At 40.7% G+C, this 22,709-nt stretch carries 19 protein-coding genes, 1 tRNA gene and 1 riboswitch; of the genes, 7 read left to right on the top strand and 13 right to left on the bottom strand.

Features of this window, described 5'->3' with window-relative positions:
* Nucleotides 1-115 precede the first annotated feature (115 nt).
* The 3 genes from V7K25_RS11180 to V7K25_RS11190 are packed head-to-tail and all read right to left on the bottom strand — an operon-like array spanning nucleotide 116 to nucleotide 6,139.
* Nucleotides 116-4,330 (bottom strand): DEAD/DEAH box helicase, encoded by a 4,215-nt coding sequence (locus V7K25_RS11180; protein WP_335157825.1) that lies wholly within the window; start codon nucleotides 4,328-4,330, stop codon nucleotides 116-118.
* 1 nt (nucleotide 4,331) lies between these two features.
* Nucleotides 4,332-5,579, bottom strand: coding sequence for an SWIM zinc finger domain-containing protein (locus V7K25_RS11185; RefSeq protein WP_335157827.1), 1,248 nt, complete (start codon nucleotides 5,577-5,579; stop codon nucleotides 4,332-4,334).
* Nucleotides 5,576-6,139, bottom strand: a complete 564-nt coding sequence (locus V7K25_RS11190) for an SWIM zinc finger family protein (RefSeq protein WP_335157829.1) — start codon at nucleotides 6,137-6,139, stop codon at nucleotides 5,576-5,578. The genes V7K25_RS11185 and V7K25_RS11190 overlap by 4 nt, the downstream gene beginning before the upstream one ends.
* Nucleotides 6,140-6,553: 414 nt before the next feature.
* Between V7K25_RS11190 and V7K25_RS11195 the strand changes: the two genes are divergently transcribed.
* Complete coding sequence (locus tag V7K25_RS11195; protein WP_335157830.1) at nucleotides 6,554-6,931, top strand: VOC family protein; 378 nt, start codon at nucleotides 6,554-6,556, stop codon at nucleotides 6,929-6,931.
* Between the two features lie 256 nt (nucleotides 6,932-7,187).
* On the opposite strand, the gene V7K25_RS11200 is transcribed toward V7K25_RS11195, so the two are convergent.
* Nucleotides 7,188-7,970 carry an ABC transporter permease gene (locus tag V7K25_RS11200; protein ID WP_335157832.1) on the bottom strand — a complete coding sequence of 261 codons (783 nt, stop codon included), beginning with the start codon at nucleotides 7,968-7,970 and terminating at the stop codon, nucleotides 7,188-7,190.
* A 149-nt stretch (nucleotides 7,971-8,119) separates the two neighbouring features.
* Between V7K25_RS11200 and V7K25_RS11205 the strand changes: the two genes are divergently transcribed.
* Nucleotides 8,120-8,725 carry a DedA family protein gene (locus V7K25_RS11205; RefSeq protein ID WP_335157834.1) on the top strand — a complete coding sequence of 202 codons (606 nt, stop codon included), beginning with the start codon at nucleotides 8,120-8,122 and terminating at the stop codon, nucleotides 8,723-8,725.
* A gap of 186 nt (nucleotides 8,726-8,911) precedes the next feature.
* On the opposite strand, the gene V7K25_RS11210 is transcribed toward V7K25_RS11205, so the two are convergent.
* Entirely contained in the window at nucleotides 8,912-9,466 is a 555-nt protein-coding gene (locus V7K25_RS11210; protein WP_335157836.1) for a hypothetical protein, read from the bottom strand.
* A 131-nt stretch (nucleotides 9,467-9,597) separates the two neighbouring features.
* Here V7K25_RS11210 and V7K25_RS11215 point away from each other — a divergent pair, with 131 nt between their 5' ends.
* Nucleotides 9,598-10,188, top strand: a complete 591-nt coding sequence (locus tag V7K25_RS11215; RefSeq protein ID WP_335157837.1) for a thioredoxin family protein — start codon at nucleotides 9,598-9,600, stop codon at nucleotides 10,186-10,188.
* A gap of 60 nt (nucleotides 10,189-10,248) precedes the next feature.
* On the opposite strand, the gene V7K25_RS11220 is transcribed toward V7K25_RS11215, so the two are convergent.
* Together V7K25_RS11220 and V7K25_RS11225 are read right to left on the bottom strand one after the other, a co-directional pair.
* Nucleotides 10,249-11,460, bottom strand: a complete 1,212-nt coding sequence (locus V7K25_RS11220; RefSeq protein ID WP_335157839.1) for a sensor domain-containing diguanylate cyclase — start codon at nucleotides 11,458-11,460, stop codon at nucleotides 10,249-10,251.
* A 1,109-nt stretch (nucleotides 11,461-12,569) separates the two neighbouring features.
* A complete protein-coding gene (locus tag V7K25_RS11225; protein ID WP_335157841.1) occupies nucleotides 12,570-13,748 on the bottom strand; it encodes a hypothetical protein in 1,179 nt (392 codons plus the stop codon).
* 471 nt (nucleotides 13,749-14,219) lie between these two features.
* Here V7K25_RS11225 and V7K25_RS11230 point away from each other — a divergent pair, with 471 nt between their 5' ends.
* Entirely contained in the window at nucleotides 14,220-15,362 is a 1,143-nt protein-coding gene (locus V7K25_RS11230) for a BMP family ABC transporter substrate-binding protein (protein WP_335157843.1), read from the top strand.
* 83 nt (nucleotides 15,363-15,445) lie between these two features.
* Here the strand turns inward: V7K25_RS11230 and V7K25_RS11235 are convergent, their stop codons facing one another.
* Nucleotides 15,446-16,189, bottom strand: coding sequence for a cobalt-precorrin-6A reductase (locus tag V7K25_RS11235; RefSeq protein ID WP_335157926.1), 744 nt, complete (start codon nucleotides 16,187-16,189; stop codon nucleotides 15,446-15,448).
* On the bottom strand, nucleotides 16,189-16,614 hold the full coding sequence (locus V7K25_RS11240) for a DUF1636 family protein (protein ID WP_335157927.1): 426 nt from the start codon (nucleotides 16,612-16,614) through the stop codon (nucleotides 16,189-16,191). The genes V7K25_RS11235 and V7K25_RS11240 overlap by 1 nt, the downstream gene beginning before the upstream one ends.
* Before the next feature lie 22 nt (nucleotides 16,615-16,636).
* Nucleotides 16,637-16,800: riboswitch (cobalamin riboswitch) on the bottom strand.
* A 229-nt stretch (nucleotides 16,801-17,029) separates the two neighbouring features.
* On the opposite strand from V7K25_RS11240, the gene V7K25_RS11245 reads away from it, so the two are divergent.
* Nucleotides 17,030-17,103: transfer RNA gene (locus V7K25_RS11245), tRNA-Val, on the top strand.
* 269 nt (nucleotides 17,104-17,372) lie between these two features.
* Here the strand turns inward: V7K25_RS11245 and V7K25_RS11250 are convergent.
* The 4 genes from V7K25_RS11250 to V7K25_RS11265 form a co-directional block, all read right to left on the bottom strand.
* On the bottom strand, nucleotides 17,373-17,675 hold the full coding sequence (locus V7K25_RS11250; protein WP_335157845.1) for a hypothetical protein: 303 nt from the start codon (nucleotides 17,673-17,675) through the stop codon (nucleotides 17,373-17,375).
* 585 nt (nucleotides 17,676-18,260) lie between these two features.
* Entirely contained in the window at nucleotides 18,261-18,407 is a 147-nt protein-coding gene (locus V7K25_RS11255) for a hypothetical protein (protein WP_335157847.1), read from the bottom strand.
* Nucleotides 18,408-18,766: 359 nt separating this feature from the next.
* The gene (locus tag V7K25_RS11260) at nucleotides 18,767-18,976 is read right to left on the bottom strand and encodes a hypothetical protein (protein ID WP_335157849.1); all 210 of its coding nucleotides are present in this window, start codon (nucleotides 18,974-18,976) and stop codon (nucleotides 18,767-18,769) included.
* Nucleotides 18,977-19,135: 159 nt separating this feature from the next.
* A complete protein-coding gene (locus V7K25_RS11265; RefSeq protein ID WP_335157851.1) occupies nucleotides 19,136-19,279 on the bottom strand; it encodes a hypothetical protein in 144 nt (47 codons plus the stop codon).
* 308 nt (nucleotides 19,280-19,587) lie between these two features.
* Here V7K25_RS11265 and V7K25_RS11270 point away from each other — a divergent pair, with 308 nt between their 5' ends.
* Both V7K25_RS11270 and V7K25_RS11275 read left to right on the top strand, forming a co-directional pair.
* Nucleotides 19,588-21,222: a mechanosensitive ion channel family protein gene (locus V7K25_RS11270; RefSeq protein WP_335157853.1), complete on the top strand. Its 1,635-nt coding sequence runs from the start codon at nucleotides 19,588-19,590 to the stop codon at nucleotides 21,220-21,222.
* Between the two features lie 262 nt (nucleotides 21,223-21,484).
* Nucleotides 21,485-22,684, top strand: a complete 1,200-nt coding sequence (locus V7K25_RS11275; RefSeq protein ID WP_335157855.1) for an acyl-CoA dehydrogenase family protein — start codon at nucleotides 21,485-21,487, stop codon at nucleotides 22,682-22,684.
* Nucleotides 22,685-22,709: the final 25 nt, after the last annotated feature.

Genomic DNA, 22,709 nt, shown 5'->3' on the forward strand with positions numbered 1-22,709 from the left:
CAAAACCTTATTTCCAGGTAATAATTATGGCGCAACAAGTTTTGCGCTCGCCCAAGGAAGATAAAAGCAACTTACTGAATGATCAATTATTGTCAAAAAAGCCTTGGTAAATGCCTTAACCTTCACTAATCAGCTGTAACAAGACTTCCGTTGATATCTTGCCACTAATATCAGCACCTTCCAATAGGCTGTCTGCTAAGTCTCGCTTGTGCTGATGCAATTGCACAATCTTTTCTTCTATAGTATCCTTTGCTACTAGACGATAAATGGTAACAGGGCGTTGTTGCCCAATGCGATGGGCGCGGTCTGAGGCTTGGTCTTCCACTGCGGGATTCCACCAAGGATCTGTATGAATCACATAATCAGCAGCAGTTAGATTCAGTCCTGTACCCCCCGCCTTGAGACTAATCAGAAATACATCCCCTGAACCAGCCTGGAAAGCATCCACCCGTTTTTTCCGTTCTGCCACTGAAGTGCTGCCATCTAGATATTGATAATTAATACCTTGCTGTTCCAGATAATCTCTGATAATGTGCAAATGGTCAACAAACTGACTAAACACTAACGCCTTATGGCAATTTTCCAGCAGTTCACCCAGCACCTCACCAAAAAGTTGCAACTTGGAACTGGGTAATTCAGTGTCAGGCATAACGAGGCTGGGATTACAGCAAGCGCGACGTAATTTCATAATCTCAGCCAAAACCTGCAAATGTTTCTTTCCTGCTTCTGCATTACTTTCGGTAAGTTTAGATATTGCCTGACGGCGCAACGCTTCATAGAATGCCTTTTCCTCTCGACTTAACTCTACATGAAGGAGAATTTCGGTACGAGATGGCAACTCTTCTAATACCTGATTTTTTGTGCGCCGCAACAGAAATGGTTGAATCAGTTTTTTGAGTTTATTACGTGCAAGTTTATCCTGATATTTTTCAATGGGGGTAGCAAAGCGTTGATTGAAGCTTTCAAATGAACCCAATAACCCAGGATTAATAAAACGGAACAAATTCCACAACTCACCCAGGTGATTCTCAATGGGAGTCCCAGTAGTCAGCAACTTAAAATTAGATTTTAGGTTCATGGCTGCCTGAGAACGTTTAGTGGTCATATTTTTAATCGCCTGGGCTTCATCCAGGACAATCGTTTGCCACTGTACACCAGAAAGCATTTGCGCTACTTCTTCTTGCTGTAATAAGCCATAGCTGCATACCAACATATCCAATGGTTGTAAACCATCTAATAATTTTTGGCGGTTAGCACCAGAAAATTGAATAATATTCAGAGTTGGGGCAAACTTATGCGCTTCACTCACCCAATTCATGCACACGGAAGTCGGCGCAATAATTAGGGTTGGCCCCTCATGGGCGTTTCTGAGGATCACAGCCAATGCCTGCACGGTCTTACCGAGTCCCATTTGATCTGCCAAACAAGCACCTACACCCCAATGTGCCAGACGCGCCAGCCAACAAAAACCCTCCATCTGGTAGTCACGTAGTTCTGCTTGAAGCGTAGATGGCAGTTCTGGCTGGAGGTTTTGCACCTCCTTAAGGCGCTCTCTATGTGTTTTCCAGTGTTTATCTGTTTTTACCTTACCTACCTCATCGACAAAATCTTCTAACCCTAATGTTGCCAAGGGGTGAAAACGAATACCTTTACTATGCTTTTCCGAAAACATCCGTAATTCGTCAAGGCGTTTCCGAAAGGCTTGAGTTAAAGCCAGAAATTGACCATCACCAAGGGGGATAAAACGGCTGGGGGTTTTCTCTAATAGTTCTAGTAGTTGCTGCATATCCAGCACTAGGTCGTTATTCAATTTCAACTCCCCAGTTGCTGCAAACCAGTCTTGCTGACGTTGAATTGATAAATTAAAGTCTTTTAGGTCGGCATTGTGGCTAACACGCAGTTTTTCTCCTTGTGGCCATTCTATGACTACGCTACTTTCCAGTGCTTGCAGTTCTAGCAGCAATTCTAAACAGTCCTCTGGGTCAGCTATAACCCATTCACCATCTTGTTCTTCAGTTCGTGTCAACGTGGGACAGGCTTTGATGGCAGCTTTAGCAAGCTGTTTCTCTTCAGGTAGATTTCGTCTGGTTTGCAGACGTTTCCCGTCAATCTCGGCAATTACAGTTTCACCACCTGTACCAGGACGGTAGTAGGGGCCACCTTGGGCAAAGGGGCGCGACAAAAGGCTGATTTTCAAGCCGGCGTTAGCAGGTAAAAGGTGAATATGGGGTAGAGTCTGGGCGGGTACTTCTTTTGCTCCTTCTGAGCCGCCACCAATGTCAGAATGTACGGTGACGATGCCAGAGACGGCATTAATCGCTGCCAAAACTTGCTTTTCGGCGAAGGCAGGCACATTTAATTTATTATCTTTACCAATAATCTCCGCAATGCGTCTGTGTTCGGCAGTAATTTCAATGACTTTGATGCGGGTTGGAGTTTCTTTAATATGTAGAATATTCTGTGAGTCTGGTAACTTAGGAGAAAATTCCAAGGTGAGACGGCCAAGTTTTTCTTTCTTAACCAGTAGTTCTGGCTCTCCCTTGACAATTTCTACACGGATAGTCGGTGTATCTTCCCAAAAAACCAACGGGTGTCCAATTAAAGCAGAGATGGCTTTTTCACCGAAGGTATAATCAACTTTGCCGTAATAAGAGCCATCATTATATGTTTCAATACAATTACATACCCGCATATCTTGGGGTGTGATGTAATCAAACTCAGATAATGCACTATTCAGACGTTTGAGGGCTATGGGGCGACCTTTACTCCACTCCCCTTTGGCATTAACTTTTTGTTCTCGTGGTTGCAAAACACATCTGGTGGGATAGAAGGTAATGAACCATGCTAAACGCAGTTCAGATTCTGGTTTTAGGGATGTTTGTGGTCTTGATTGGAGATTTGCCAGCGCATTGAGGCACATTTCCCAAGCTTCTTGGGGTCGAATTAAGTCTACGATGGTTTGGATCTTGCTATCTTCTCGCAGTGCCTCTGCAAGTTGATTATAGTTACTACTTGGTTTGAGCCGGGATAGGAGTTCTGCGGTTTCCATTGCCAACCAGTGATAACCAGAGGCAAGCGATCGCCGATACAATGGTTCTAGTAAATTAGGTAAGCGTTTTTTAGCACTCTGGGCATCCATCCAGTAAAGGCATAGTGAACAAAACAATGTTTGTAAGCTATTTTCTTCTTCCACGGAAGAAATATGACCGCTAACTACAAATTCTTTTTGGGTAATGTCGCCAAGGTGAACTTGCAGTACCATGTTCAGTCTGCCATAAGTGAACCTGAGCCAATGATCTGATTGACGGGACATCAAACTGGTGTACTCTTCTGCTTCTCGGAGGCGTTGCACTGAACCATCTTTTAAAAGTGCAAGGATAAAAAATAAGCCCCCAATTGTATTGAAATATATTTGGCGTTTGCCTGTAGCCTTTTTGATGGCTTTCAGGGCATCTGTATAATATTTTATGGCTTGTTCATTTTCACCCCGTAGAAAACTTAACCAACCCCAAAAGATAGCAGCGTTATTTTGATATTCATTTGATATACGCTCCAGACTTTCTTGTGCTTCTTGGGTACAACCCTGTAACAACAGTTGTTCTGTCAAAATCAGATGTAGATAATCTGAACAATTTTTTTCGCTGTTAGAACATTCTTCTTCTAGCAGCGTCAACGCATCTTCAGAAGCGGATAATTTTAAGGCTGAATTGAATAGGATACTTGATATGCCACTTTCATATAATTCTTGTGGAAGGGAGTTAAACCAATCTGCATCAAATGGATTATTGTATATCTGCTCAAAGATATTTTCTATTATTATTTTTTCTTCGCTATCACTGTACTTCTGGTAATCTTCAATTTGCTGATTAATAAAACTAAGGTCTTGACGATAAATACCAATGCGGATTTCTCTGATACACTGGCGTAAGCTGTAGAATATCCGAGAATCTCTGTTCCAGTGAGTACGTATTGATAGCTTCTCCTCTACTGCTGTGACGAGGATTTCAAACTGTCCGGTTTGTACAGCATGGCGAGTAGCAATTTCTGTGAGTAACGGATGACATTCAGCACCTTGCCTGTTTTCCTGTATTAACAAGCCTGCTTTTAATAATTTATCAATCTGGGGACTAAGGGTTTTAGTACCCCAAGGTTTATTGTTTTCATCTAAAGCACCAGTTTTACTAAGACAACTTACAAATGAATTTTTGTCTATCGGTGCATAAATTACCGAAAATAACTGGATAACTTTTTGTATGGAAGGATCTAATTTGAAATATTTCTTCGCTAGTAGTGCTTGTTGTATTGTGGAATTAGGCTCAAAAATAGTCATATTATTTATTCAGTTCTTTAAATAATTCCATCAATTTACGTTTACGCCCATGAGCCGCTTCTAGTTGTGAGCGATAAGCAGACCATTCAGCTTTTTGTCCTAGTTGGAGATACGCAGCTTTTACTTTTTTTAGCCAATTAACCGCAGCATCATAACGATCAGCTTTTCCTTGTTCTATAATTGGTTCCGCCCGTCTGCGAGCGTTATCAATTACCCAATCAGGACGATGGGAAACTGCTGCATCCATGACTCGATGAACCAATTCTGAAGCATAGTAACTATCTCTTTCTACTGTTTTAATTGCATCATCAATTAATCCTTCATGGAGGAAAATATCAACTTGAGCTTCTCGTATTCCCCAATCTGGCTGATCTCGTAGTGTTTGCAGTAAATCTTGTTTGAGCGTCAACCAAGTTTCTCCTGCATAGTCTTGAATTTTACCATAGTCTCGAAACGATGGTCTGATTTTAAAAGCAATGATGCTGGCAGTTAAGGCAGTGGCATTATCTTCTAATCCTTGGGCTAAATCACTTGTCCAAGTAGCAAATTCATGTAAACAGTTACCTGTTAAATTTATACCTGCAAGACATATTTCTAACGCTTCAACTAAATACCCATCTTCCCGCAATATTTTTGCCAGGGCAAAACCCTCTTCTGCTTTTTCCATCAGGATTTTAGCCGCAGACATGGCCTCTTCTACTCTTCCCAAAGCTGCTAATTGCGTTAGGTATTGCAGAGTCATTTCTTCTGCTAAAGCTAGATTTAAATACTCTGTGTAACGATTTTGACGTTCAAGAATTTGTAAGCGAATCAATGCTAAATCATCAGCAAAGCTTGGTCGTTCATTTTCCCAAAGTTCTGCGGTATCATCTCCTTGCATAATTTGTTGCAGTGGTTCATAATCCCAACCTTGACGCAATGCTTCTAAACTCATACTAAAGTCTGCACTGATTTCGTCTTGCCATGATTCCAACATCAACTGCAAATCTACTATTTCTCCTGTAGACATTTGTGCACACAAAATTGCTTCTGTCCACTCGCTATCAAGAGGTTCTACGATAGAATAACTGTCTCCACCGTAATCTAGCAACTCGTCCCATTCTTGGGCATAAGTTTCGGTAATAGTTTCGAGAATTGCAATCGCATTATTGCCATCTCCATTTTCTGCTAACTCTCGCGCTTTCTCAATTACAGCCAGTAAATCATCTGTAAATGGGTCTTCTTCTGAACCATACTCTAATTCTTTCAATCCGTCCCGCAAAATTCGCTTGACATGAGAGCGAAAAGGTGATGTGTCAATTTTGCTTTGACGGGTAGAAGACTGTTTTGTTTTGGTTTTGGCAAGTCTATCAAACTTACAAACTCATCAATATCATCAATTAGTTCCGGTCTATTTTCCACCAGTTCTTGCAGTAATCGCTGTGTTTGAAGAATATCAAGGCGATTTAATAATTGTTCTAGTGTTGGACGTTCTTCAACGATCTCTGATTGACGCGAACAGCTTAATAAGGTGGCAACAATATGTTTGCACCAACCATCATAATCATAAGGGCAAGTACAACTTGCTGAGGTAATTCCACCTGCATCAAAACGAATACTGACTTGATATGGTGTAATTTCGCCACCTTCTACCTCTGCTTGAATCAGATTACCTCGTTTTTTGAGATCGGCGTTAGCGAAGCTCACCGTTCGCGTAGCGTTCCGCAGGAAAGGTATCGCACCCCTGCGGTAATATTCTTCACCACGACTGTAGGATGAAGCGTTGGAGTTATGACGTATTATTGCTTCAGAAATTTCTGGAATCGACATAGCACCCAAGTCTTTTATTTTTAGCTTACGCTTAAACTGCCTTTATTTCCTCTTGGGCCTGTATCCCACTTAAATCCAATATCCATGAATGAAATTGATTCAAGTCGGAAAACTGGACAAGGGATACAAGTTTTAGGTGAAGAAGGGGAAGGGGGCAAGGTAAAAACCTCGCCTGCAAGTGGCGCAACCTGTTCATCCCTTTAACCTTTTTCCCTATTTTTTATAATTCCAGTAGTGGACAAAAGCTCACCGTGGCTGAAGTTTTGCTGAAGTGCGTAGACGTAAAAGCGCGGCTTTTAGAGTAAAAGTACACGAGCAAAACTAAACTACTATTAATTGGTAAGCTTGCAGTATATTGTGCTAAAAAGCTTATAATAGCCATATTACAAAAGTTCTGGATTAGCACAGTAGAATATGACATTGAAAAACACTTTTGGTGAATATAGTTTTGTCACTAAACTAGACGTGACTAATCTCGAAGCTAGTGCCGAGTGGTACAAGTCCAAGCTTGGGTTAGTTCCTGAAGAAAAATATGACACACCTAGCTGGAGACAATTTAGTTTTCCTGATATTCCACGCTTTGCAATTGGATTGAACTTGAGTAACTCAGTTGAACCAGGTAATACTGTTAGTACCTTTATTGTCAATGATATAGTTACTGCTCGTCAAAGCCTGAGTGAAAAAGGAGTCTCAGTTGGGCCAATTACAGATGTCGGTCATGGAGTGCAATTATCCACTTTCAAGGATATTGACGGAAATTTGTTAGGGCTTAGGCAAAATCCGCAGTCTTAACCTGGATTTACACCTAAATCAAGGAATTAGGCAGGGATATGATTTGATTTGCAATTTAACCTAACTGTCTTAGTGGGGATCAGCCTAAAAAGCTTGTAAAACGAATCTTGACCCAAGATTTCCTACCAACTCCCCACTTATGACTCCAATAGTCCATCTCAGTAGGACTTTCGGTAATAAGAGAGAGAATCGATTGGAGAGACGAGGGACTCATTGGTGTCAACTTAACATGAAAGCCAGCCGTTGCTGTAGCTCTCTAACTCGAAGCACTGGTATAAAACCGCAACGCAAATCGCCAAAACCAAGTGGAAGCGAAAAACAACGCTACTGCTAATATTGCCGCACCTATTAACCAACTAATGTCACTCCGACCCAGTAGCGCTTGGGCTGGTACAGTAGTTAAAAACGCTACTGGCATTACAAAGGTGAAGAAAAAGCGGTAAGCAGTAGGATATGCTGCGATGGGATATCGTCCAGCTTCTAACAAACCACGTAATACTTCGGTAGCGTTGTATATTTTTACGAACCAGATACTCGTCGCTCCCAGCATAAACCACAGGCTGTACAAAATCACAAAGCTGAACAATAACGGCAGCAAACCAAGTAGATAGTCGTCTATCCCTACACCAAGGCGTTTACCTGCGTAACCAATAATAATACTACCAAAAATTATATCTGGTAGTCCCCAAGGTGACAGGGTATGGGTGGAAAGCCAGAACTGACTGCGGATAGGTTTTAATAATATAAAGTCTAAAGTGCCTTCTTGCACATGGCGGACAATGCGATTCAAGTTAGACGCCAGAAAAGTAGCAGAAAATCCTTGTAGTAAGGTAAAAATTCCTAGAACTACTAAGGCTGCTTCCCATGACCAGCCACTAAAAGTATAACCAGTCCGGTAAAACAAGAATAATCCAAAGAGGCTACCTGCGAGATTTCCCAAGCTGCTGAGGGTAGCTATGAAAAAGTTAATCCGATACTCTAACTCAGCTGCGATCGCAGCACTCCAAAATAGTCTTAGTACTTTCAAATACCTTTGCATCTTGCACACTTACCCTAAAATGTACCATCTGTCACTATATTTCCAAAGATTACATAATAACTTTATGTAAATTTAATATTACTTTTTATTCAGGAAAATTGCTAAACGTTAAGATGTTGTGGATCTATTGTTGAAAGCTAAAAAATTCTATGCATTTGGATTTACCACAACTGATAAAATCAATCGGCTATTTTGGAGTCTGGGCGATTGTCTTTGCTGAATCTGGTTTGTTAATTGGTTTTTTTCTGCCTGGGGATAGCTTATTGTTCACTGCTGGATTTGTGGCGTCTCAGAATTTACTGAACATTTGGGTTCTGATTTTTGGTGCTTTTGTTTGTGCAGTCTTAGGTGACAATGTTGGCTATTTTACTGGGCATAAATTTGGTAGAAGACTATTTAATAAGGAAGATTCATGGTTATTTCACAAAAAACATCTTGTTAAAACCCAAAACTTTTATGAACAGCACGGTAAAAAAACTGTTGTTTTAGCACGTTTTTTACCCATTGTACGGACTTTTGCGCCGATTGTGGCTGGGATTGCTGCGATGCATTATCACACATTTATGTCTTACAACTTAATCGGTGGCTTTATTTGGACATTCGGAATCACCATATTAGGGTTTTTCTTAGGAAAATCTCTGCCACCTGAACAGGTAGATAAGTATTTATTACCGATTATTGGATTAATTATAGTTATTTCTTTACTGCCATCGATTATTCATTTAATACAAGAAAATAGAGCAAACAAAAGTTGAAAGATTTTTTGTGTTTTGTGTAAATATTAGGTATATTTATTTACTAAATTTGGTTAGATATTGGTGATACATCACTAGACTATTAGAATGACACACTAAGACCAGAGGTTGATATTACCATGATGATTTCTTTAAATATCAACCTCTATTTGTTCCGAGAAAATCTCTTTACTGAAACCTACAGAATTAGTTAATCGCAGAATTAGCCATTTTTACCAAAGAAGTGCGATCGCCTGCTTTCACCCCAACAACATATTGCACACCTTGTTGTCTCCAAGTCAAGGTAGCATCTGAACAACCAGCACCACAAGAAAAATCTACAAAATACCCAGTGATGCCTCTAGCTAAAGATACAGGTTTTCCAGTAAGGTGAAGTGTTTTGCGGGTTACAGCTTCAGCAGAAACAACGCCCAAACGACACGCAGAAGCACCATTACAGTCGGGACTAAAACCCAGTAAAATTTCGTACTTTTTTTGCGTAACAGCTTCTATAATCGCGTAAATTGGATTTTCCCCATCTGACTCAGGAATAAACTTCGGCAATAGAATACGAATCTGAGTCTTCTGCTTTAACTTGGGCAAAATAGATTTAAAAACTGGGTGTGGCGGGGTTTTACTCTGCTGTGCTATCAATTGAGACTGCTTATTTACAGTGGCTATGGCTGAGGTGTGAAAACTGCCAACGCTGACTAGTAAAAATATGGCACACACAGCACTGGTATTTCTGAAGCTTAAAATCATCCTTTAAAACCTATTTCATCTAAAGTATTTATTTGTAATACCCATTTTGAAGCTTAAATTTGGTATTTAAGAGCGGCTGGAGTCAGCTAAACTGAAGAAGAAATTACTTAATAAGTTTTAATAATTTTGTTATGAGTACTGATTCACCTGTTAATTCTCCCGATAAGTCTGAATCCAACTTAGGGAAGCGTTTCAGAAACTTTTTAATTGTAATGGTAGCGATCGCTCTTAGCGTTGCCCTCGTCTTAGGATTGCGAACTGAAACAACCTCGGCAACTTTAGCTAAATTAAGCGATTCGTCCACACCGTTAGAAGTAGCAATCAGCAACGGCAAACCATCTCTAGTAGAGTTTTATGCTGATTGGTGTACTGTCTGTCAGAAAATGGCACCAGATATAACTCAACTAGAAACAGAGTATGCTGACAAGATGAATTTTGTGATGCTAAATGTGGATAATACCAAGTGGCTACCAGAGATGTTGAAATATCGGGTAGATGGGATTCCCCATTTTGTATTTTTGAGTCAACAAGGGGAAACTATAGCCCAAGCGATCGGCGATCAACCCCGGACGATTATGGCTAGCAACTTAGAAGCTTTGGTTACTGGTTCGTCTCTCCCTTATGCTCAAGCTAGCGGCAAAGTTTCCAAATTTTCAGCCCCAGTAGCACCAACGGCTAATCAAGATGATCCCCGCAGTCATGGCAGTCAAGTGGTAAATTAGCACTTTGGAGGCATGGGGCAGGAAAACATCAACTACCTAATCCCCACAGAGGAGTTCCCTTCAGGCGATCGATTGCTGCTTGAGACGCTTATGAGCGTACATTAATTCGTCAGACTTGGCGATTAGTTGTTCTAGTGACATATTGCTTTCTGCTGAGTAACGCTCTATCCCAATACTCATCGAAAGTTCATAGTTACGGTTTTGCTGTTGATTAAAGTTGGCGATATTTGTCTGCAAACATTCTTGGATACTGTCAGCGTCCTTAAAGTAGCTGGAGATGAAAACAACAAACTCATCTCCACCCAAGCGGGCGACAATATCCGAGTTCCGAAAACTTTGCTTGAGTAATTGAGCAGCATCAACAATTAAGGCATCTCCTATGTCGTGTCCAAGGGTGTCGTTAATCTGTTTTAGCCCATCTAAATCAATAAAGATAACCCAGCACAACACTCTCGTCCGGTGAGCAATTTTTAACTGTTGTTCAGCCATCAGAAAGAAGCCACGTCGGTTATGCAAACCTGTTAGTTCATCGGTTAGCGATAACTGTCTTCCTTCGATTTCTGCTTGTTTGCGGTTGTGAACTTCCTGAAGAAGTTCCATCTGAGCGATCGCCTGACGACTTAAGCGGCGCAGTGCATCTAACTGCTGGTAACTTAGGTGATGAGGGATTGTATTCATAACACACAACGTCCCAATTGGAAGACCATCGGGCGTAATCAGCGGGACACCAGCATAAAAACGAATTTTGGGATTACCTTTGACTAGGGGATTGTTAGTAAAGCGATCGTCCTTGATGGCGTTAGGAACCACTAATATCTCATCTGGTTTAAGAATGGCATGGGAGCAAAAAGCCCACTCTCTGGGTGTTTCCCTAGCTTTTAGTCCAACCTTAGATTTAAACCATTGGCGATCGGCATCAACTAAGCTAATTAAAGCTATTGGAGTCTTACAAATGTAAGCAGCAAGAGCAGTTAAGTCATCAAATGCTTCTTCAGGTAAGGTATCCAAAATATTGTAGGCCGCCAATACTTTGAGCCTTTCTGCTTCATTCTCAGGTAGAGGAACAGCTTGCGTTTTCACAGATGAGTGTCTAAACCTTAGCCACGAAAGTCGGGTACGCTGGAAATTTTGCAACAATCGCAGGATTACCTTTCCAGCATAAAGGCTGCGTGATAGAAATATCTCTGCAACGAAAATCAACATTCGGTTGAATATACAAAAATATTGTATTACATGATGTTCTTCATGGCTTTGGTTTGCTCTATTGTTCATGTCACCCTAACTTTCACTGTGCAAATTCCCTGAGTATTTAGATGCTTACAAGGTTTTTTTCCCAAAGCAAGCTTGGAAATAATCAATATAAACTAAAAATTATCAAAACTTATTATAATGTCAAGTTTCTAGTTAAGAATTTTATTTTTTTGATACTGGTATTTTATGTATATACACGTATATTACGAGGAACAGCTTCCAACCCTCGGAAGGTTAAAGGGGATCTAAAAATACCTAAAGTCACAGCGAAACACTTTTCAAACAACCTTTAAGGAAACTTTCTCGAAATTTTGTCTCGCGTTTAAATTCGCTTACTCTCAGACCTTTTGAAATTTTGGACTTTCCTGCGGAACGCTACGCGTAGCTTGCTTCCCCAAAGGGTACGGCGTGAGCGCTCAGTCCTTCCCTGCGGGATGCTTTGCTTCCCTTTAAGGGTTCAGGAACCATTGAATGTTTTTGAATTATTCAATCCAAAATCGAAAATTTAAAATCTACAATTCGATGAGTAAGCTGTTACGTATACAACTTGCATTATCAGGGCGGGCAGGATGCCCACCCCACAATCATCTTGAAAAAATATTAGTGCAAATTAAAGGCGCAACAGCTTAACTAAGATTTTTTGCTTTTCGAGACGAAGATGCCAAGTTATTTTTTGGAGGAGAGTCTTTGGGTCAGTTTCTTGCTGCTCTCGACCTTTTTTTATATATAATACTCACTTTTTCTTGTCAGCAAATCAAACTTTATCAACGTGCGATCGCAGTTTTATCAAAAAGCTGGCTTTAAATATCTTGCGATTACTAACTAATTTTTTTTGTTTGGACGAATAAGAAGTGGTTTACAGAAAATCCAAGTGAACCACTTCTTATTTATTTATCTAAAGTCGAATAAAGAAGTAAGAAATTATGAGTGTTCCAAATGTTCCCAATTGGAAATAATTTCAAAGTGAACCGTGAACCTATGCTGCTAACGATCAAGCCTGACAACATACACCGCTTACGCGAATTTAGAAGATGAGGAGTAGGGAGTTATCCCGTGTACCAAAAATGGTATATCCCTTTGTGAAAATTCTCTATAACGATGCCTGCGGTGTTCTCATTGCGATCGCTCTGTCAAAACTTAATAAAATAAGTATTTGTTGGTAGGCTTTGGGCGGTTCCTGAATTTGTAGACAAATCATTAACTTTACCTGTTTTGATGATTGCAAACTTACCATTAAATAGCAAGACTTCACCATTACCAGGCGTTATCCAAGCTTTGCGACTATTGAGATTATTCGGAAAAACTAAAAAACTTGCATCGCCACGGTAAGGTGGAATCAGTTTACCTAAAAATGTTTGGCTATCTCTATTGGGAATTGCATAAGCAGCACTAGAACCAACAAAAATATCAGTGCCATTTGAGTAAATAGTTTTGGGGAAATTGCTATTGCCGTCTCCCAATCCTCCTGTTGAAGGAAGTCTTGTAATACTTAGTTGCCCGCGTTCAACAGAGAATGACGTTAAATCAACAACTCCTGTATAAACTTTTGTCTCATCACGAGTTTGGGCAGCATTAGTATATTTATCTGTAGTGATCAAAGTTTGTGTTAAGAGGTCTTTACCATTCCACCTAAAGATTGAATTACCCCCATAGACCGAACCAAGTACGTAGAGTTTATCCCCAGAGATGTGTAATCTGTTGAGTCGGGTATCTGCCATGTTGTCAACAAGACTGGCAGGACTGTAACCCCAAAGCTTACCTTGGTTCTTTCCTTGCAAATTTGGCAAACCAAATATACTTATGCCATTAAAACCCATTCGGTAAAGAAAAGCAATTTGTACTGGAATGCCTGACCGCTTTTGTTGCTGAAAACCACTAACGTAGAGATACTTATTTTTGTACTCAAAATCCATTACCTCTGTTACTTCAAAGCTACGTTTAGCTTTAAAGTTGAGGCTGGTATCATATATCGATAGAGTATTTACAGACTGGTGAATAATCAAGCCATCTAAAAACTTAACTCTTGTCTTTGATGATACAGGACTGTTAACTATTTTTTGGGTAGTTCCATCAGTTTTTATTTTTACTAATCCTGTTGGAACAGCGAGAACATAAGTCTTACCGTCAATAGCTGTACAGTCACGAGCATCCTGATAAGAGTTTGGAATTAGTTTTTTCCTGCCATCAGCTTCTACTTCCCATACACCCTCAGTATTAATGACCGCAACTTTGCTGCCGTTGACACAAGCTGCTACTGGAGATGCAATATTAAGATATGTGGCGATTGCGGGGCTAGAATAACTAAACATTGTTATCCCTCTATCTTTTTATTGTTGTTTGATTTAACCTCACATCACTATAGGCCACGTAATAAAAAGCTTCCACAATCTGTACCTGGTTACTACAGATCATCTCAAAACTCCCTTCACTTCCATAAACCTCTTGCTCTGACTTGCCGCCAATTCTACCAAACGCACTGCTCCCGGTCGGCTTCGTCCCTAATCCGTTGTCAAATTTATCACTTTCCCAGTAGGGGAAAATCTGTAGTAAGAAATAATCTCAAGTTTTCTCACTTGCATTAATCCTTAATGTCACGAACCCAAACCAATAGCAGTTTTTTAGTTTAATTTGATCTACTTACTTGTTTACCTTCTTTCTCAAGTAACTTGACGGCAGAAATAAAAAGTTAAAATTAAGTAAATAGCTAATCTAAACCGTTTCTGCCATTACCAGGAATCATAAAAATCTTTTTAACAGGTAAACCTATTAATTAATAAAATATGGATCGTCGCAATTTTCTAAAGTATGCCACTTTAGCAGGATCTAGCTTTACCTTAACTAGTTGCATTCAAGGCAAAAATTCCAAATCGCAGGGTGAAGTATCTCCCTCAGCGTCGCCTGTGGCGGTAAATGAACCTCTGAAGGTGGGATTTGTTTATGCCGGCCCTGTGGGTGATTTTGGCTGGACTTATGCCCATGATTTAGGTCGCAGAGACATGGAAGCTAATCTTCAAGATAAGGTAAAAACTACCTTTGTGGAAAATGTCAACGAAGGTGCTGACGCCCAAAAAGTGATTCGGCAACTCGCATTAGATGGTAATAAGTTGATTTTTACAACTTCCTTCGGGTACATGAACCCAACAATTAAAGTTGCCAAGGACTTTAGTGATGTTGTCTTTGAACACTGTAGAGGATACAAACGTGCTGCCAATGTCGGCACTTATTTGGGACGCTTTGAAGAACCGCGTTACTTAACCGGCATGATTGCTGGCAAGATGACAAAATCAAATGTAGTTGGTTTTATTGGCGCATACCCAATTCCAGAAGTAATTCGGGGAATCAGTGCATTCACTCAAGGAGTAAGGCTAACAAATCCCCAAGCAAAAGTTAAGGTACTTTGGGTACAAAATTGGTACGATCCAGCTAAAGAAAGAGAAGCGGCTCAAGCTTTGGTCAATTTAGGTGCGGATGTACTGACGCAGCATACGGATTCTAGTGCTGTTGTCCAATTTGCACAAGAGAAAGGCATTTATGCTTTTGGCTACAACACTGATATGAGTAAGTTTGGTCAAAAAGCCCACTTAACATCAGCTATTAACAAATGGGGCAAATTCTATACAGATAAAGCCTTGGCTGTCATGAGTAATACTTGGAAATCTCAAGAGGTTTGGGATGGAATTGGTCAAGGAATGGTGGATATTTCCCCGATGAATCAGGAAATTCCGGGGGATGTGCAACAACTGGTAAATGCGAAGCGCGATGAGTTTATTCAGGGTACTGCACATCCTTTTGATGGCCCGGTGAAAGATCAAAAAGGGGTGGTGCGAGTGCCAAAAGGTAAGGTTTTGGATGATCAGAAACAACTGGTGATGGATTGGTATGTTGAGGGAATTGAAGCGTCAATTCCTAAAGGCAAAGCCTAGCACTGATAAACAATACTAAGATTTATTTTTTGAATTTTGTTGGAATACAATTATGCGTGACTTTTAACTTCTAGCTTGCTGCACTAGTCGTGCAACTTGTCAAATAGCCATGCCAAAACACCATCAACATCAGCAACCTGCTCCCCTGGCGGTATGGGTGGACGATTTACCATAACAACGTTTACGCCCAGTTCTCGCGCTGCAATAATCTTGGGCTTTGTTGCATCGCCACCGCTATTTTTACTTACTATGGTATCAATCTTGTTATGAATCAGGATTTGCCTTTCATTATTGAGGGTAAAGGGCCCGCGATCGCACAATATCATTCCTGCTGGGACTAAAGCATCATTGGTAGGAGGATCAATCATCCGCATCAGAAACCAAATTTTCTCTAGGTGAGCAAAGGCGGCGAGTTCTTGCCTTCCAACTGTTAAAAATACTCGCTGTGCCTGGTTTGCTAGAGATGCGGCGGCGGCTTCGACACTATTAACTTCAATCCAGCGATCGCTACTTTCTTTTTCCCAAGGTGGGCGTATTAACATCAGACAGGGTACTCCAACTTCGCTTGCAGCATCCGCCGCATTGAAGGAAATCTGAGTAGCAAAAGGATGGGTTGCATCAATTAATAAGTCGATTTGCATGACTCGCAAATAGCTAGCCAATCCAGCCACACCACCGAAGCCTCCAACCCGGAAATCGCCTAATGGTACCGATGGTTCACGGGTGCGCCCAGCTAGAGACGTGATTGCTTCTAACCCTTGGATAGTCGCCACTTTGGCAGCTAGTTCTGCGGCATCTCCCGTCCCACCCAGAATCAAAACGCGCATCATTGAGATAAAGGTAAAGGTGGAATTTTTGCCAAAATGCCCTTTTTCAACGCTTCTGGACGCTCTGACCAAGGGAGTAAACCATTTGCTTTGGCATAGTATTGACTAGCACATTCTAGTATCGCAGATGCACTACCATCAACAGCTAAATCACCAAATAAATATGTTAATTTACCTTTAGCAGCAAAGGCAACCACACAGGAACGATTACAAGCACTCATGCATTCAACTTCCTGAATTGGGAATTTATCTCGTAAGTCCCAATCTTGTGCAAGTTGCTGAAGTTGAGATAGAAGTTTTTCACCGCCACTTTCACCTAAGCGTTTTCCATCTTGCCAAACGCTAGCACAAGTTTTGCAAACAAATAAAGTATGGTCAGCACCACCCAAGGAACTAGTTGGGGAAATATTTACACTAGTAGTCATCTGTACCTCGCAGATATGTGGAACTGATAAATCTATTTCGGCGGGCATCCTGACTTACTCTATTTAGGATTTTAGATTATATCTCAAATGGGTTTACAGTTGCGGGACAGCGCCGGATTTGCACCGAACTTTCCCCGTTACCTCTGGTAGCTGCTCCCCACCAGAACCGAATAACCTTAATTGATCATACACCCTACTCGAATGGGACTTCGCTTATAAGATGGATTTAGGGACTTCCAAATAAAAAAATATATCTCATTGCTTTTAGGGCAGGGGAGCAGGGAGCAGGGGGAGGAAAAATCGTTTTGATTCCAAAAATTGGATAATTTATTTTTTGGAGTTCCTAAGATGGATTTACACCTTTATCTTGCTTTATCAAGAAAGTATGTGTTATTGTTGATAATCGTGTAGATAAGGACGTATAGCTCAGTTGGTTAGAGCGCTACGTTGACATCGTAGAGGTCACTGGTTCGAATCCAGTTACGTCCATTTTTTATTGTTGTACAGTGATTAATTATTTGTTGTGACTTTACCCATAACTTTGCCGCAACGGTAAGCTTATGGTTCCAATAGGGAGCGGCAAAGTTATGCTTCCAATTTTCCAGGTGTAGAGAAAGAAGCCAACTTACTCTGCCCTTTTAAGTTTAATAGCTTTACACTCCAATCCCAAAAATAAACAGCCAAACCGTCTTAATAGCTCAGGATGGTCAAACGCTAACTGTATCCTCTCCCTTAAACTTGGTTGTATCTTTTCCTCGTCAGAACGAACCCAAATCAATTTTCTGGTTGATGGTGATTAATTGGTCTGAAATATTGGATGTGGTAAATGCAAGAGTCGCATCATCGTATACTTGGTTTGGATGATCTGGGTTAAATTTCTTTAGTGCTTGGCGTAGATAGCGTGTGAGAACAACTTCCCGTTTGTCTTTGCGTCCTAGTGTGCCGTTAGTGCCGAAAGTTTCCTTTTTGTATGCGTAAACTGAGTGCCATTTCAGGGTTTGTTCAAAGAAGTTAGCGGTAGTTTGTTGCACCAGGCGGTCTTCGGAATATTCGGCACTCATGGGGGTGATAGGTGATACAGGTAGCTATTATATTGATAGCTTTGGAATTGGCTAAGTAGCAAGTATTACCTAGCCAAAACTGAGAATTTTAATTTCCAATTGGTAATTTATTTATACTGTCCAATCTCCTGTAACCAAATCTGGTACTTGGTTAAAATATATTCATGAGGTTAAAAAATCAAAGGAGACGCGATAAATCGCCGTCTCTACAAAGGACTGATTATTGTAAAGACGGCGATTTATCGCGTCTTTGCCATTTAGGGCGTGTGAGCAAAAAACCTTATCCGAACCGCATTGACTTGTTTTCTGAACGAAAATACTTGTGTTCTGAACAAAAGCCCTCGTGTTCTGAACGAAAATACTTGTGTTCTGAACGAAAGCCCTCGTATTCTGAACAAAAGTCCTCGTGTTCTGAACGAAAGCCCTCGTGTTCTGAACGAAAGTCCTTGTGTTTTGAACGAAAGCCCTCGTGTTCTGAACAAAAGCCCTCGTGTTCTGAACGAAAGCCCTTATGTTCTGAACGAAAGCCTTGATAATGTTGGGTTGAGGAACAAAACCCAACCTACGCCTACGCCTGAACAATAATTAATGGGTTATTTCATCCCGCGTTACCACTTTACACAACCCTGATACATCCACAAACAGCGCTTCGGGAAAGCGAGATTGTAACCAGGTAACTTGTGCTTTCACATACAGCGTAGACTTAATAGCAAAAATAGCTTCATCTCGCACTATTTTGATTTTTGAAATTATCTACGTGGGCGGGGAGTAGGGAGTAGGGAGTAGCGAATAAGGCTTTTTGAGCTGTACCGAGCTTTTTCAGAAATCAATTATTAGTCCTATACTAGGATTTACGTACTGAAAACCTGAAAAGTCTACTGCACAACAATTTTACAGATGACATTAATTTGTCACGGCGACAGTTAATTAGTCACTGTACACATCTTTTAAACTAAATAGCGTTGCACAATCACCACCCTGTGATTGTACAACGCCTAATTTCAAACCCTGTCAAAGAATTGTTATTTATCTGTTTTGTCGATTTAATTAACTGGCATCATGAGCTTAATTGCGATCGCCTTCATTCACTTCTATAAATGAGAATTGAGTCGCTCTAGACGTTGACGCTGTTTAAACCACTGCTGACAAACTTCTGTAGCCAAATGCTTTTCTTCTGGTGTTAATAGTTCATCAGATTTGCCAGAAGCCAATATTTTAGCTGCTTTTGCAGCCAAGTTGTAGTTTACACCGTGTTTGACTAATTGTGTGTGAAAAAATTCTTCTAAGTTTTGGACTGACATAAAAAACTCTCCTTTAATCAAGTTGTCATATTCGGTTAGGGCATTAAAATTTCATAAATAAAATTATGTAACTGCAATTACTGAGAATTATTACAAATATTTCACCTGACTGGCTTCTCTCGGAAGATGCATGAGTAATTATACTATCTATATTTTTTCTTAAATCCCAGTAGAGGGAAAGTCACAGATCCTGCTGGCGGGGAAGAGCGCAGGCCCAACCATCGCCAAGGAACCGGAATCTGGATGGCTTGTCTCTGTCGCAACAATTACAAATGCATCAACAGCATCGCTTGTCTGTGGCACTGCAACAATGCATAAATATTTCCTTGGCTTGTCGCTAGTTAACAGTTATATAACTCTAAATCAAATTCTTTCTATAGGAGTAGTATTTGATTGCGTGAAAAAACTCGCCATCAACTCTCAAAGGCTGATTCCCTACTCCCTACATATCGCGCTTTTCTGCGAGACGCTGCGCGAACGCGCATCACGCAAATAATTTCAAAACTTAAAGCGGATTGCTATATTGGTTTTATTTTATGGTAAAAAATTGATTGTGACAAAATCTAGCTAATATTAATTAGCTTGAGTAAAATTATATTGTTAGAATCCTAATGCGTTATTCTCACCGTTTGCAACTGCCATCAAAATATTTCAATATTTTCATTGCAGTACTAATTTTTATTTTGTTTATCTGGTTAACTCCTGTCGCTGCTCAAACATTAACTAAAGCTCCGGTTATTTTGGATGGGCAAGAGCTTTTTAAGATCAGCAATTCTGGTCAATATAGCGCTCAAGAACGGACAAATATAATCAACTCACAAATAAAATATGCGATTAAAACTTCTGAATTTATTCAAGTTAAAATTGAACAACGCAACCAGCTGCCTACTATTTTGCTAAACGGGCGCTATCTGTTAACAGTTACAGAAAAAGATACTGTTCCAGGTAGCACAGTTGATGAGCAGGCAAGGATTTGGAGGCAGCAAATTGAAGAAGCGTTACAGGAAGCTCGCTTAGAGCGAACTAAAACCTATCTGCAACATACAACTTTTGTAGCAGTAGCAATTTTACTCATAACTGCCGGATTCACTTGGCTATTAGGATGGATTAAGCATCACTTTTTCCGAGCAGCTTCACAACGCTTAACTACTCTTAACAATGAGATATCTAATTCGGAACTACTAAAAGTACTGGAATTATTTTTCAAATTAGTATTAGCGAGTATGCGTATTGCACTTTGGATAAGTGCGATTCTTTATATCACTAATCTCTTTCCTTTCACTCGTCAATGGAGCTACCAAATTTCCAATATCCTGATCACCAGTTTCACCTCACCTATTCTGACATTAGGCAAGAATCCTTACTCTCTTACTGAATTAATAATTTTAATTGGTTTGTTGTTCGGCTTAGTTATCTTTGCTGGAACTTTAACCAATTTTTTACGTTCTCGCATTTTATCTTTTACTGGAATCAATCGTGGCGCTCAAGAAGCGATTGTAATACTTTTCAAATATGGTCTGATTTTTATTGGCACACTGGTACTGCTACAAATCTGGGGGCTTGACATTAGCTCTTTGACAATCTTAGCAAGTGCTTTAAGCGTTGGAATTGGCTTTGGTTTACAGGATATTGCTAAGAATTTTGGTAGTGGTTTAGTACTAGTATTTGAGCGTCCGATTCAGGTTGGAGATTTTGTGGAAGTTGGGGAATATACAGGTACTGTCGAGCGAATAGGTGGCAGAAGTACCGAGATTCGGACTCTTGACCACGTTTCAATTATTGTACCCAACTCTCGCTTCTTGGAAAAAGAAGTAATTAACTGGAGTCACCGCAACCCAATTTCTCGCCTTCATCTCCCCGTTGGCGTTGCTTATAGTTCAGATCCCAAAGTCGTGCAAGCTGCTTTGTTAGAAGCAGCCTCTAAGCATCCCAATGTATTACAGGCTCCTTCTCCTTTAGTACTGTTTAAAGAGTTTGGCAACAACAGCTTAAATTTTGAGTTATTAGTATGGACTGCGGAACCTAATAAACAATTCTTGCTCAAAAGTGATTTATACTACAATATCTACGAATCATTAGAGCAAAGACAAATTGAAATCCCCTTCCCTCAGTTAGATTTACATCTGCGTTCTGGCACGTTGGAATTTACGCCAGAAATGCAGTTAGCCTTAATACAAATGTTTGAACGACTGTCAAACAATAAACAACGCATAGATCCAATCAAGCCAAGTCAAAATCAAACGTAAATTCGGATGCTTGGCTTGCTCTAAGAAAGTTATTTGTGTAATAATTACTAATTACTTAAATTCGATCGACTTTAAGTAGTATTTCAAAAATCACCAAAAGACCTGAGTTTGAGGTCAAATGCTGAGGCAGAAAAGAAAGTAGGGTTTAGGCTACAAGTAGTTGCGATCGCTTAACTCCGATGAAAACATCTCAAGGTTGCAGAAACATCAGTTTTTCGCAAGATGGGATTTAGTAGTAGAGTGAATTTTATAAGGAATATTTATGTCACAGTTGGAGCAAGTAGTGTCAGACACCTTTGTAGCCAAAAGCTTAGAAACTCTCCCCAATATATTCGACCAGGTTGAGGCTTTGGCCAAAGACTTTGCCACCCGTGCAGGAGTACACGACAAAGACGGTTCCTTTCCCTTCGAGAATTTTACAGCTTTGCATGAGGCAGGATTACTCAGCCTTACCATTCCCCGTGAATTAGGTGGTCAAGGTTTGGGGCTAGCAACTATCTGCCGAGTGATTGAAGGGATAGCGCGTGGCGATGCTTCCACGGCGCTAGTACTGACAATGCACTATCTCCAACATGCCCATGCAGCCCGTAGCCGTCGCTGGCATCCAGAAGTATATAAACGGCTGTGTCGTGAATCGATTGAAGGTATTACCCTGCTAAATGCTGCCCGTGTCGAACCTGAGTTAGGAACGCCAGCTAGAGGCGGATTGCCTGCCACAATTGCCGAGAGGACAACAGAGGGTTGGCGTTTAACGGGTCACAAGCAATACACCACGGGCAGCCCCATCCTCAGCTACTTTGTTGTTTGGGCACGGACAACTGAGGATGAACCACAAGTTGGGAATTTTCTAGTTCCGCGCGATCTGCCCGGTTTGCAAATTGTCGAAACCTGGGATCACTTGGGGATGAGAGCTACAGGCAGCCACGATCTCGTTTTGGAGAATGTATTAATCCCCAGAGAGTATGCTTTGAATATCAATCCCATATCTGCTACGCCATCCTTTGATCCTCTAATTTCCACTTGGGGCAGTTTGACAGTGAGTGCTTTATATCTTGGTGTTGCTAGTAGTGCGCGAGACTGGCTTGTAAAATATCTTTGGGAGCGATCGCCTTCTAATCTCAAAGAGCCACTGGCAACTCTGCCACGCTTCCAAACTGCTGTGGGTGAGATAGAAGCACTGCTGTTTGCTAACAATAGATTGATTTATAGCTTGGCTCAAGATATTGATCGGGGCGAGTATGAGCCTAACGTAGGATTACAGGCACAAGCTGTTAAATATCTCACCACAACTAACTCAATTCGTGCTGTAGAGATTGCCTTAGAACTGACTGGTAATCCTGGTCTGTTAAAAAAGAATCCTTTAGAGCGACACTACCGAGACATCCTGTGCAGCCGTATCCATACACCGCAAAATGATGTTATTTGCCAGTCTTTAGGGAAGAGTGTATTGGAAGTAAAGTGAGTGGGGAGTGGAGGGCAGGGTGCAG

Source organism: Nostoc sp. (assembly GCF_036919495.1).
GTDB lineage: Bacteria > Cyanobacteriota > Cyanobacteriia > Cyanobacteriales > Nostocaceae > Nostoc.

Coding starts and splice junctions, on each gene's coding strand:
- V7K25_RS11180 (WP_335157825.1), bottom strand. CDS start 4,330: ATGACTATTTTTGAGCCTAATTCCACAATACAACAAGCACTACTAGCG.
- V7K25_RS11190 (WP_335157829.1), bottom strand. CDS start 6,139: ATGTCGATTCCAGAAATTTCTGAAGCAATAATACGTCATAACTCCAAC.
- V7K25_RS11195 (WP_335157830.1), top strand. CDS start 6,554: ATGACATTGAAAAACACTTTTGGTGAATATAGTTTTGTCACTAAACTA.
- V7K25_RS11200 (WP_335157832.1), bottom strand. CDS start 7,970: ATGCAAAGGTATTTGAAAGTACTAAGACTATTTTGGAGTGCTGCGATC.
- V7K25_RS11205 (WP_335157834.1), top strand. CDS start 8,120: ATGCATTTGGATTTACCACAACTGATAAAATCAATCGGCTATTTTGGA.
- V7K25_RS11210 (WP_335157836.1), bottom strand. CDS start 9,466: ATGATTTTAAGCTTCAGAAATACCAGTGCTGTGTGTGCCATATTTTTA.
- V7K25_RS11215 (WP_335157837.1), top strand. CDS start 9,598: ATGAGTACTGATTCACCTGTTAATTCTCCCGATAAGTCTGAATCCAAC.
- V7K25_RS11220 (WP_335157839.1), bottom strand. CDS start 11,460: ATGAACAATAGAGCAAACCAAAGCCATGAAGAACATCATGTAATACAA.
- V7K25_RS11225 (WP_335157841.1), bottom strand. CDS start 13,748: ATGTTTAGTTATTCTAGCCCCGCAATCGCCACATATCTTAATATTGCA.
- V7K25_RS11230 (WP_335157843.1), top strand. CDS start 14,220: ATGGATCGTCGCAATTTTCTAAAGTATGCCACTTTAGCAGGATCTAGC.
- V7K25_RS11235 (WP_335157926.1), bottom strand. CDS start 16,189: ATGCGCGTTTTGATTCTGGGTGGGACGGGAGATGCCGCAGAACTAGCT.
- V7K25_RS11240 (WP_335157927.1), bottom strand. CDS start 16,614: ATGACTACTAGTGTAAATATTTCCCCAACTAGTTCCTTGGGTGGTGCT.
- V7K25_RS11250 (WP_335157845.1), bottom strand. CDS start 17,675: ATGAGTGCCGAATATTCCGAAGACCGCCTGGTGCAACAAACTACCGCT.
- V7K25_RS11260 (WP_335157849.1), bottom strand. CDS start 18,976: ATGTCAGTCCAAAACTTAGAAGAATTTTTTCACACACAATTAGTCAAA.
- V7K25_RS11270 (WP_335157853.1), top strand. CDS start 19,588: ATGCGTTATTCTCACCGTTTGCAACTGCCATCAAAATATTTCAATATT.
- V7K25_RS11275 (WP_335157855.1), top strand. CDS start 21,485: ATGTCACAGTTGGAGCAAGTAGTGTCAGACACCTTTGTAGCCAAAAGC.